Origin of the sequence: Roseibium denhamense (assembly GCF_009711415.1) — a bacterium.
Lineage (GTDB): Bacteria > Pseudomonadota > Alphaproteobacteria > Rhizobiales > Stappiaceae > Roseibium > Roseibium denhamense.
Genome location: NZ_SMLZ01000105.1, coordinates 62469 through 74718, shown reverse-complemented (window position 1 = coordinate 74718; position 12250 = coordinate 62469). Strand labels below are relative to the sequence as shown.

General features: G+C 58.1%; 8 protein-coding genes. 3 read left to right on the top strand and 5 right to left on the bottom strand.

The features are described from left to right. Window positions 1–167 precede the first annotated feature (167 nt). From E1180_RS09545 to E1180_RS09530, 4 genes are all read right to left on the bottom strand, one after another. On the bottom strand, window positions 168–2048 hold the full coding sequence (locus E1180_RS09545; RefSeq protein WP_208997045.1) for an adenylate/guanylate cyclase domain-containing protein: 1881 nt from the start codon (window positions 2046–2048) through the stop codon (window positions 168–170). A gap of 96 nt (window positions 2049–2144) precedes the next feature. After that, window positions 2145–2753, bottom strand: a complete 609-nt coding sequence (locus E1180_RS09540; protein WP_155190951.1) for an NUDIX domain-containing protein — start codon at window positions 2751–2753, stop codon at window positions 2145–2147. A 1-nt stretch (window position 2754) separates the two neighbouring features. Next, entirely contained in the window at window positions 2755–3954 is a 1200-nt protein-coding gene (locus E1180_RS09535) for a CaiB/BaiF CoA transferase family protein (protein ID WP_155190950.1), read from the bottom strand. A 29-nt stretch (window positions 3955–3983) separates the two neighbouring features. Further along, a complete protein-coding gene (locus E1180_RS09530) occupies window positions 3984–4481 on the bottom strand; it encodes a class I SAM-dependent methyltransferase (RefSeq protein WP_155190949.1) in 498 nt (165 codons plus the stop codon). A 377-nt stretch (window positions 4482–4858) separates the two neighbouring features. Here E1180_RS09530 and E1180_RS09525 point away from each other — a divergent pair, with 377 nt between their 5' ends. After that, complete coding sequence (locus E1180_RS09525) at window positions 4859–5851, top strand: hypothetical protein (RefSeq protein ID WP_155190948.1); 993 nt, start codon at window positions 4859–4861, stop codon at window positions 5849–5851. Between the two features lie 22 nt (window positions 5852–5873). Here the strand turns inward: E1180_RS09525 and E1180_RS09520 are convergent, their stop codons facing one another. After that, complete coding sequence (locus E1180_RS09520; RefSeq protein ID WP_155190947.1) at window positions 5874–6869, bottom strand: hypothetical protein; 996 nt, start codon at window positions 6867–6869, stop codon at window positions 5874–5876. Window positions 6870–7106: 237 nt separating this feature from the next. On the opposite strand from E1180_RS09520, the gene pepN reads away from it, so the two are divergent. Further along, window positions 7107–9749: an aminopeptidase N gene (gene pepN, locus E1180_RS09515; RefSeq protein WP_155190946.1), complete on the top strand. Its 2643-nt coding sequence runs from the start codon at window positions 7107–7109 to the stop codon at window positions 9747–9749. Window positions 9750–9907: 158 nt separating this feature from the next. After that, window positions 9908–12244, top strand: a complete 2337-nt coding sequence (locus tag E1180_RS09510) for a PAS domain-containing sensor histidine kinase (protein WP_155190945.1) — start codon at window positions 9908–9910, stop codon at window positions 12242–12244. Window positions 12245–12250: the final 6 nt, after the last annotated feature.

The window sequence follows — 12250 nt, the reverse complement described above, 5'->3', positions numbered from 1 at the left end:
GTGACTTGCAGAGCCTTACTAAGCCTCTGTTGCAGACAAAAGACAATCAAATTTGGCAGCTGATAGCAATGGTCCAGAAGCGACAATTGAACCGTGACTTGGATCACGGCCATTCGGAAAATTCCATTTGTTTCAGAATATTGCCAGCGCTAACCCGATTCCGGCATTTATTCTGCCGCTGAAACCGGACGCTCTTGCAGACTGTCCTGCTCCGCGGCCTTTGGCGGGTGCGGATCCAGCCAGAACACGTCCATGCGTTCGCTGCGGCCGCGCAGATAGTGTTCCCCGACCGCAGTCAGGCCGGTTTGAACCGGCAAACGTGCAACGGTGTCGGCGCTTGCAAGGATCGTCATTTCGGGTTCACCGGCCACTTCCCGGCCCAAATGCTGCAGCCGCTCTGCAGCATTGACGGTGTCGCCGACCACTGTGTAGTTCCAGCGGTCATGCGCGCCGACATTGCCAACCACGGCCGGTCCACTGTGGATGCCAACGCGCATCCGGATCGGCGGGCGCCCTTGAGCAGCCGCCTTTGCATTCGCGGTGTGGAGAGCGGCAGCGATCCGGCGGGCGGCGCGAACGGCGGCCTCAGCGTGGTCCGGGCGGGCATCTGGCGCGCCCCAGAAGGCGAGCATGCCATCCCCCATGAATTTGTCGACCGTTCCCCCCTCCGTTTCGACAGCCTCAACCAGAATCGCGAAATGCGTATTCAGGATGTCAGCGGTTTCCTCGGCGCTCATGTGTTCGGACAGGGCCGTAAACCCGACGATATCGGAAAAGAGGATCGTCAAATCCGCTTCCCGGGCCTCGGCCGCCTTGCTGCCGCCCAGACGCATGAGCTTGATGAAGAGCGACCGGGGAACATAGGTGTTCATGGCCTTCAGCCCCTCGACCATGGAATTGAACGCGATTGCCACCTGGTCCATTTCCGCAACGCGGCTGCGGGGCAGTTTTTCGACCTCGTTCAAGTTGAGAGCTCCAACCCGCTCTGACTGTCTCGCCAGGTTCCGCAAGGGGCGCGACACACGCCGCCCCAGCCAGAAGGCAATCACAACCGATACGGCCAGCATGCCCAGACCGACGATCATGGATCCCGACAGGCGGTGCACTTCCCGGGACACTGTCGCGCCCCGGTAATATTGCCCGATGGTGAGCGGAACACTGCTAAAGCCGGACAGTTCCGCCGTCATGACGATGAACTCGTCTTCGTCGGCCGGTACGAAGGAGACATAAATACCGAGGTCGGCCGCTTTTCCGAATTCTTCCAGGCGCTCCTGCTCGGCCAGGTTCTTCAAGACAGGGTCTGAAATCGTCTGCCGGGGCATCGGAAACTTTTCCGTAATCTGGCCGCCGGTCTGCAACCAATCCGAATCCGAATGCAGGATCACCCGGTCCTGCCCGTCGAGAATGAAAACCGTATTGTCCGGTCCCTCGTCCCGGGCCGATACGATTTCGGCAAGGTCTTCCATGGATGTGGCCGCTGTCAGGACTGCGGTCAACGAACCGCCGCTGACAAGGGGAACCGAAACATTCGAGAAGGTTCCGACATCATGGATCACCACCTCCCCCCAGGTTGGCGGGCTATCGGGTGCCAGCTCGGGCAAGTCCTGGCCTTCAAACCCCGGAGGCGGCACAGCTTCCTTGATCCGCCAAAGCTTTCCATTCAGAGCCCTGTAGATCCCCAGCCGCCGTCCGTCCATCCAGGTGATTGCAAGGGTCGTGATGTCCTGGTTGGATTTCAGCGCAAGCGTCAGATCTTCGAGAATACGGTCCGGGCTTTTGCCGGTTTCCAGTCCGTTTTCGAATGAGGGCTGCAAGCCCACCACGGCATTTTCGACAGAGGCGAAATGCGTCCTCAGTTGCTGTTCCAGCCCCTGGGTGCTCAAGATCGTCTTGTCGTTCAAAAGAGAAAACGTGTTTTGAAAGTTGGCCGTGACCGACATTCCAAGAACAAGCGCGATCGCAAGCGCTACAAAGCCGCCGGACCCGGCACCAACAAGCGTTGACAGGCTAACCTGGAAGCGACGATTTTTTGAGCGCATTTTTGCCATGCGGCCCGGTCCTCTTGTGAACCATCAAACTACAGGTACCAGACTTGCCGTCAAATTGTGGCAAAATGCTTGGAGGCAGCCCCCAAGGAACCTGTCCTAGGCCCCGTCCGGTTGCGTTAAAAGCCCAGCGGTCAGTCTGATGTGAAGATCCTGAAGCAGAATGACGGTCTTCGCATCGAAAATGCATCCGGTCTCGATCATTCCCAGCGCTTTTTGAAGCGGAACATGAAGAACCTCGATGTCTTCGCCTTCATGAGGGTCTCCCCCGCCTTCCCCGACCTGGTCCTTCAGGCTGTACGTTCCCCGGAAAAAGGACAGGAACTCGCTCACCGATCCCGGGCTCATCGCCAAATCATAAACGTGTTCAAGTTCAGAGACATCAAATCCGGTCTCTTCGATCAATTCGGCCCGCATGCGGGCCGCCGGGTTTTCACCTTCGAGCAAGCCCGCAGGTGCTTCGATCACATGGGCTGGGCGTCTTGCAACAAAGACGGGCAGGCGGAACTGGCGTGTGAGCAAAACGCAACCGGTTTGCGGATTGTAGAGCAGGCAGGCCGCACCATGCCCCCGGTCATAAACCTCCCGAATTTGCTCCTGCCAGGCACCATCCCTGCGCAACAACTCGTATGTGTACTTTGTGAGCGTGCCCCAATTGTCGGACAGGACCTCGCTCTTCAGGATCTTCAGGTTTGGCGCGTCGTCCATTTTACCCTTCCCCGCCTCCGGGCTTCGCTTCGGGGGAAAGGCCGAGTTCCTTCAAGATCTCATCCGTGTGCTGGCCAAGCGCGGGCGCGGCCCGGTCAAGCTTCAGCCCTGAGTTTTGAAACTTGATCGGCGTTCGAACGGAGGAAACGGTTCCGCCCTCAACCGCATCCGCCGGCAGGGTAACCTTCATTGACCGGTGCTGGATTTGCGGATCATCGAAGACATCGCTGACCGAGTTGATTGGCCCGGCCGGAACCCCTTCCGCTTCCAGCGCCGCCAGCAAGTCGTCGCGCCGGCGCGTTTGCGTCTCTGCGACAAGAAGCGGAACCAAATCCGATCTGGCCGCCACACGAGCCGCATTGGTCGCGTATCGCGGCTCTTTCGCCAGCTCCGGAAGCCCCAGAACCGCACACAAACGGGCGAATTGCCCGTCATTCCCGACGGCAATGATCAGATGGCCGTCGCTGGCTGGAAAGACCTGATAGGGCACGATGTTCGGATGGGCATTGCCGAGCCGTTTTGGAGCGTTTCCGCTGACGAAATAGTTCAGGGCCTGATTTGCAAGAACCCCAACCTGCGCATCCAGGAGGGCCATGTCGACCCATTCTCCCTCACCTGTCTGATCACGCCGCCGCAAAGCGGCCAGGATCCCGATAACGCCGTAAAGACCGGTGAAAATATCGGCAAAGGCCACACCGACCTTCTGCGGTTCGCCGTCAGGAGCGCCCGTCAGGTCCATGATGCCGCCCATGCCCTGGATCATGAAGTCATAGCCGGCACGGTGCGCATAAGGCCCGTCCTGGCCAAAACCCGTCACGGAGCAATAAATCAATTTCGGATTGATGGGCTTGAGGGTTTCATAATCGAGCCCGTATTTGGCAAGCCCGCCAACCTTGAAGTTTTCAACCAGGACGTCGGCACCAGCCACCAGCCTTCGGACCACCTCTTGGCCTTCTGCGGTCCGGAAATCCGCTGTGATGGAGCGTTTCCCGCGATTGCAGGCATGAAAATAGGCCGCATCGCTTTGCCCGCCATCACTGCCTGCCGTAAACGGCGGGCCCCAGCCCCGGGTGTCGTCCCCTGCCGGGCTTTCCACCTTGATGACGTCCGCTCCAAGATCCGAAAGGGTCTGGCCGATCCATGGCCCGGCAAGGATGCGGGCAAGCTCGACCACCTTCAGGCCGGTCAATGGGGGTGTCATGCGATGTCCTCAAGATGTCTTAGTGCCGCTCACGCTTCGGAGATTTTACGGTAAATGTGATACCGGCCCGGATGAATGCCCTCAGGTTTTTCCTCCTCGGCATAGTTTGGAAGATCCAACGGCAAGGCCGTCAGGATGTAACCGCCAACGGTCATGCATTTGTCCAGAAGTGGTGCAAGCCAGTGGGCAATGGACAGGTCGAAAGTCGGATCGGCAGACCCGATATCCACATGGGCAAAAGCGGCCTTGGAACCAATGCGTGGTTCACAAAATGCGAGTGTGTCGCGAATGTCGCCTGAGATCATGTGATCCGCATCCGGCGCACAGCTTGGATGGCATTCCATCACGAAATCAAAGGCGTAGATCTCCTTATTCGGGTAAATTTCCCGCAGGTGATCGTAGGTCCGGCCATTGCCGAGACCAAGCTCCAGGACCGGTCCTTCGGTTTCATTGACCTTGCTGACAAGGTATTCCAGCAGAATTTTCTGGGACGTCATGCGGCGGATGAAGCTGTCCAAGCGACTCATAAATACAAACCCTTGTTGCCAAATTCGGGTGCCTGAATAAACGCACCGGTCCGGAAGGTCAAAAACGCTTTTCTCTAGAGCATAAGGCGTATTGGGGGAAATGCCTGAAGATCCCCGGCCCGTTGATAGTCGATCAGGCCTGGGCGGTAAATCAAATCCGCTTTGTCAGCACTGATCTTTGGGACGACACCACACAACCCTGATGCCCTTGTGGTTTCAACCAGCTTCAAGTGCAACGACATCTGACGTAACGTGATTGCGTGCGGTATACACCGCCCGTTCCGGAAGACTGCGCCTGCTTGCGGCAGAGTTTCACGATCCGGCTCAAAAAAGCGCGGCTCCGCGCTCGTTTTTAAGCATTTGCTCTTGGGGGGCCTATGTCCGATACCGACACCACTTCGCAATCACAAGTCAGCTACGACACCAAGCACTTTTACTTCTACCTTCCACGTCTTTCGGAAAATGAAGAAGATGTTCCGGACAATATTGATCTGGGCGCAATTTTCCGGCTTGGCGGTTATTGCGAACTGGAAGAGCAGGCCGGTGATGTGGAAGAGGATGCGGAACACTATTACCCGGAAAAACATATCGAGGATGAAGGCGGCCTGGGGTCGGACAATATTTTTCAGCATGCGGCAGGCTCCTCACCATCCACCAGTCACGGCATTCTGTTGGCCTGCGATGGCCGGATTCTTTTGAAGGCGGGAGAGAAGTATTACCTGCAGACCGCCGATCAAAACATCGACGTGGAGGGAAATTATGAACTGGAAGTCAGCGGCAATGTCGACGTCGCCGCGGAGGGAAGCGTCAAGATAGAATCCGGCACCAACCAGTCCATCACGCTGGACGCGGGGAACGAGACCGGCACCATCTATATTCAGGGCAAGGAACAGCAAACGAAAATCATGGGGCATTCCTACGAGCTCATCACGGAGAACTCCTATGAGGTCGTGCATGCCAACCGCTATGAATTCTTTGCCGGCGGGAAAGTCGAGATGGTCACCGGCGGCTGCCTGGAGATGAACCTGGCCGCCGTTGCCGCGATCTCATTGAATGCTGCGCTTGAAATGAACCTTTTCGTCAACATCTCCATCACCACCCTGGAAATGTCTTTCAAGAAATTCGAGTTCGACATCGCGGAGATGAAACTGGTCTCGCCCGCGACCAAAGCCGAAATGACAGAGCTTGAAACCCAAATGCACGCCTTGAGCTCACGCATTTCAGACGTTCAGGTGGAGGTCAATCCGCTCAAGACCCGCGCAGGAGAACTTGAAGCGGCGACCCAGGGGCTCAAAACCGACCTGGGAGAACTGCGGTTGTCGACCACCAATGCGATGGTGGCCATGTCCGGGATCATCGCAAACTTGTAATTGGCGGCCGGGCGGCCGGGTATCAGACAAAAACGATCACACCCTTGGTGTTCGCCTCGACCTCCCCGCTGTTCATTTCGACCTGCTGGGCGGCAAAGTGAATGGCGTTGTCCGAAGCTCCGATATCGGTATTCTGGATCTTGATGCCGATGCCATCGAGGCTGGTCAGATCATCGCGGAGCTTGAGCTGCCGGCTTTCTGCCGACAACGCCGCATAGCCGAAACTCGCCTGGTGCCGTGTAAAGGCCGCCCCAACCGCCTGGATGCGGGTTCCGGCGATGATCATGTCACCCACCGGATAGAGCTTGATCAAATAGCCAAAGCTCTGGAAACCCCAGGATGACAGGGTCACCTGACCTGCCGCGAAGGCCGATACGGCCACCTTCTGCGTGTGCGCCCAGGACATGCCGCCGATGATCTTCGTGCTGTTCCCGCTGGTCTTGGAATCCTCGCTGCCAAGGACACTGCTGGAGGAATTACCCGACAAGGATTCGCTCTTGTTGTTTGCCTGAAAGAGCATGTCGCCGGTCTGATCCCCCGCATTCAGGGTGATCGACTGCCCCTCGGCGCTCGACACATCATACGTGCCGCCGGAATGCACCTTTATTGTACCTGTTGCGTTGTGTTCGTAATCACCATTGACCTGCAGGTGGTGGTCGCCGGTTTCCATGTACATTTTCTCGCCCGCCTTCACCAGGAAGCGGCCATCACAGGCCATCAGGATACCGTGGCTTGTCTCGCCGTCAGCCCCCGAAGCCCTTTTGAAGATGTTCTTGCTGGAGCTGCCGCCTTCGTCTTCGATATGCTTTTGAGGATAATAGTGAAGCTGCTCGTCCGGCACCTGATGAGCCCGCTGCTCCATATCGGAATATCCGCCAAGCCGCAGAACCGCGCCAAGATCGATGTTATCCGGAACCTCGCCTTCGTTTTCCGGCAGTTTTGGCAGATAGAAATAGACGTGCTTGGTTTTGTAATCGATCACAGTCTGGCTTTGTGTGCTCTTGACCTTGTCCGCCATGCCAATCCTCATGTTTCAAAACCTGGTAGAAGACCTTGACGATGGTTGCACGGATCGCAACGCCGCGGCGCTTAAAAATTGTTAACAGCCGGACAGAGGCTGCAGGGAGATCGTGGCTGGACAATTGCGATGCCCGGGATCATGGTTGCGCCGCATTTGCCAGATCTGAATGTCCGATTGAGCGATTATCCTATCCCGCTTGATCCATGATTTTCGCAGACTACCAAGGAGACCGCGTTGCGCTCTGAAACGGCCCCCGCCATCCGGCTGGAAGACTATCAACTGCCCCGTTACCGCATCGAAACGGTTTTCCTGGACATAAATCTCGACCCTACTGAGACCCGCGTTTGCACAAGGATGAGCCTTGCCCGGACCGCGGGCACGCCGGACGGAACACCGCTTGAGCTGGACGGTGACGACCTCTCCCTGACCAGCGTCCAAATCGATGGTGTCCCGCTCGAGTGTTCCGCCTATGAAGCCTCTCCCGAAAAGCTGACGATCAAGGCACCGCCCGCCGCGCCGTTCGAACTGATCGTTGAGACGGTCATCAATCCGTCTGCGAATACCCAATTGATGGGGCTTTACCAGTCTTCGGGGACCTATTGCACGCAATGTGAAGCAGAGGGTTTCCGGCGGATCACCTACTTCCTGGACCGGCCGGATATCCTGTCGGTCTACACGACACGGCTGGAGGCCCTCGCGAACAACTGCCCGGTGCTCTTGGCGAACGGCAACCTTGCAGAGACCGGACGGGTTGAGGGGACGGACCGTCATTTTGCGGTCTGGCACGATCCCCACCCCAAACCGGCCTATCTGTTTGCGCTTGTGGCAGGTGACCTGGCCAAGGTACCGGACCGTTTCACGACCAGGTCTGGCACGTCTGTCGAGCTGAACATCTATGTCGAGCACGGCAAGGAGGGGCTGTGCGGATGGGCAATGGATTCGCTCAAACGCTCGATGCGCTGGGACGAAGAGACCTTCGGCCTGGAATATGACCTCAGCGTCTTCAACATCGTTGCCGTGTCCGACTTCAACATGGGTGCCATGGAGAACAAGGGCCTCAATATCTTCAATGACAAATACGTTCTTGCGGATCCGGAAACCGCGACGGACCAGGACTACGCCAATATCGAAGCGGTCATTGCCCATGAGTATTTCCACAACTGGACGGGCAACCGCATCACCTGCCGGGACTGGTTCCAGCTTTGCCTCAAGGAAGGCCTGACGGTTTTCAGAGATCAGGAGTTTTCATCCGACATGCGGTCCCGGGCGGTGAAACGCATTGCCGATGTCAGGCTTTTGAAGTCGCATCAGTTTCCCGAAGATGCCGGCCCTTTGGCCCATCCGGTCCGCCCGCGCACCTATCACGAGATCAACAACTTCTACACGGCAACGGTCTATGAGAAGGGCGCGGAGGTCGTCCGCATGCTCAAGACCATGCTTGGCCCCGAAGCCTTTCGGGCCGGGCTTGATCTATACTTCGAGCGTCACGACGGCGAAGCCACAACCATCGAAGCCTTCTTGAAATGCTTTGAAGACAGCTCAGGGAGGGATCTCGGCCAGTTTTCGCTCTGGTACGACCAGGCCGGAACACCGGTGGTGGCGGCGGAAACCGAATACGATCCCGCGCGCCAGTCCTTCACACTGTCGCTGACCCAGGAAATCCCCCCTGTACCGGGTCAAAAAACAACACGGGCGAACGTCATTCCGCTTCGTTTCGGGCTGGTTGACCCCAATGGCACAGATCTGACACCCGGCTCGGTGGATGGGGCCACTGTTTCGGGCGACGTCCTCCTGTTTGATCAGCAGCATCAGACAGTGACGTTCAAGAACGTTCCGGTTCCGCCGGTTCTCTCCCTGCAGCGTGCATTCTCGGCTCCGGTGCGCCTCAATCAGAAGCTGTCGGAAGACGAGCTTTTGTTTCTTGCGCGAAAGGACAGCGATCCATTCAACCGGTGGCAGGCGGTTCAGACCCTCGCCATGCAAGACCTCGTGCGGCTGACAAGTGCCATTCGCGCTCATCAGCCCGTGTCCCCGTCCGAGGGCATTATCGATGTCTTCCGGTCAATCCTGTCAGATGGTTCGCTCGATGCAGCGCTCAAGGCTCAGGCGCTGACCCTGCCGGGGGAAGCGGACATCGCCCAGGAGATCGGCAAGGACGTCGACCCGGACGCCATCCGCAGCGCCCGCGAGAGCCTGCGCAGCCTCGCCGGAAAAGCCCTAAGCGGCCAATTGCTTCAAATCATCGAAGCATCACCGGCGGGCGCCTACTCTCCGGATGCGGAACCGGCCGGGCAGCGCGCCCTCGCCAACCGGGCGCTGCACTACTTTGCCGTATCAGATGCTTCAGGGGTATCCGCATTAGTGGCCGACAGGTTCAAGACTGCAAACAACATGACCGACCGCCTTGCCGCCCTCACACTGCTTGTTCACAGCAACCTTCCCCGGGCAGCGGAAGCCCTTGCCGCCTTCCATGATCGGCATCAGTCGAATTCTTTGGCGATGGACAAATGGTTCATGACCCAGGCGACCGCACCGCTGAAGGACGCGGCGCAAGTTGTTGCCCGCCTCATGGACCATCCGCTGTACGATCCATCCAACCCAAACAAGGTGCGCGCGCTTCTCCAGTCATTTGCGTCCGGCAACCCGACGCAGTTTGCCCGAGTGGACGGATCCGGATTCAAACTGGTTGCCGAATCAGTTTTGGCCATCGACAAGCGCAATCCGCAGGTCGCCTCGCGGCTATTGACCAGTTTCCGGTCCTGGCGCGCACTGGAACCACAACGTTCTGCCCTTGCTGAATCTGCGCTCCTGCGGATTTCATCATGCGAAGAACTGTCAAGAGACAGCCGCGATATCGTGGACAGGACCCTGCAATAGTACGTAACACTGCAAAACGTTAACGGAACACCGTGAAAACACAGCGCCCGTTAACCATTTTCTTCTTACCGTGTACTGGACAAATCATCGGCATTTGATTCAAATGGAAGTGATTCGGGGGGCGGCCCCGATGCGGCGGAATTTGAGGCACACTTCCAATGGCGCGAGCATTGACTGGCGACGCAACCACGCGGCGGGACGACCCGGAGTCGGAAAAGACAGCAACTGGACCAGCTGTGCCGCTGACCTCAATGGCTGCCCGGTTTATTGCCGGCCTCGCCAAGACCGACAGCATCTGGCGCCGCGCAATCCCGGTGCTTGCCATCACCTTCATCGGGGTTCTTGCGCTCTTTCGGGCAGGTGATCTTGCCTCCGGTTACAAGATCACCGAAGACATGGCCCGCGAACGCCTCAGTCTGATGACCACTGTGGTCGCCACGAACCTGAATGGCTCAGAAGCGTCCTTGCCCGACGTCGGCTACCGGACGAACTTAAAGCGCCTTCTTGCGGACAGCCTGCCCACCGGGGCGACCCTGAATGAGCGGATCTTTGTGGTTGCCGACGACAACGGCGAGATCATCGCAACCGCTCCAGCCCGCCCTGCCCTGGAAAACCGTCCGATCACCGGACTGTTCGGCCCCTCACAGCCCCTTACTGTCTTTGGCGCGCGCGCCGGCGTGATGTCCGTTCCCGTCGACCTTGGCTACGGTGATGAAGACACCGGTGTTCTTGCAACCGTCCACCATCTTGACGGCCGGCTTGGTATGGTCGCCGTTCTACAGCCGGAACAGGCGATCTTTGCGGGCTGGCGCGAAGATCTCTCCGCGAATGTGACCTTGTTCGTTGGCACGTCGCTCGTGCTTCTGGCCGTCCTCTACGGGTTCTTCAGCCAAGCAACCCGTGCGGAAAATGCCGATGACATGTATGCCGCCACACGAGCGCGGATCGACACCGCTCTCACCCATGGCCGCTGCGGCCTCTTTGACTGGGACCTGTCCCGCGGCCGCATGTTCTGGTCCTCTTCGCTGTATGAAATGCTTGGGCGCACGCCAAAGGATGACATCCTCAGCTTTGCGGATGTGGATGACATCACCCATCCCGATGACATCGACCTTCTCGGCCTTGCCGAGCACCTTCTGGAAAGCGGTGAAACTCTGGTCGATGAAACCTTCCGGATGCGTCACGCTGACGGGTCCTGGGTCTGGCTGCGCGCACGTGGCGAGATCCAGTCGGAACCGGGCCGCGCAGAGCCGCACCTGATCGGGATCTGCATCGACATCACCGAGCAGCATAAGCTGGCCGAACAAAGCCGGATGGCGGATCTCCGGCTGCGCGACGCCATCGAGACGATTTCGGAAGCCTTTGTTCTCTGGAATTCCAAGAACGAACTGATCATCTGCAATTCCAATTACCAGGCGCTGCACAGCCTGCCGAATACGGTCATCAAGCCGGGCACGCCCTACCAGACGGTCATGGCAGCCGCATCCAATGCGGAAGTTGCGCCCCAGCGGCTCACCGTGACCCAGCGCGGCGGCTCGCCGGAAGGCTCCTACGAGGCCCAGCTGGAAGATGGCCGCTGGCTCCAAATTTCAGAGCGCCGCACAAAGGACGGCGGCTTCGTCTCCGTCGGCACGGACATTACCGCGCTGAAGAAGCACGAAGAAAAGCTTATGGAGTCGGAAAAACGGCTCAAGAATACTGTGGCTGACCTTCAAAAATCCCGCCAGACGCTGGAAGTTCAAGCCCGCCAGCTCGTGGACCTTGCAGACAAGTATCAGGAAGAAAAAACCCGCGCGGAAGCTGCCAACCAGTCCAAGTCGGAGTTCCTGGCGAACATTTCCCATGAGCTGAGAACACCGCTGAATGCGATTATCGGCTTCTCCGACATCATGACCCAAGAAATGTTCGGCCCGCTTGGGCAGGACCGGTATTCCGACTACTGCAAGGACATCTATTCCTCCGGCACGTATCTCCTCAACGTGATCAATGACATCCTGGATATGTCAAAGATCGAGGCTGGCCGGATGACCATCGAAACGGAAGTCCTTAGCGCATCGGAAGCCGCCGCCGATGCGGGCCGGATCGTCACCGGCGCCGCGACCGAGAAAAACATCTCAGTATCTGCCGATGTGCCGGACAATCTCATGATTCACGCTGACAAGCGTGCGCTCAAGCAGATCCTCCTGAACCTTCTGGCCAATGCCGTCAAATTCACGCCGGACAACGGCACGGTAACCCTGAAGGCCCGCCCACGGGGTGACAAGTTGCGCTTTGAAGTTACCGACACCGGTATCGGCATCTCCGAGCGCGACATTGAACGGCTTGCCCAGCCTTTCGTTCAAGTCGAGAACCAGTTCACGAAAACCCACCAGGGATCAGGACTGGGACTGGCTATTGCCCGCTCGCTCGTCGAACTGCACGGCGGCAGCCTGACAATCCAGTCGGAACTGAAAAAAGGAACGACGGTCAGCTTCACACTGCCGATGGCGGCGTGATCTGCA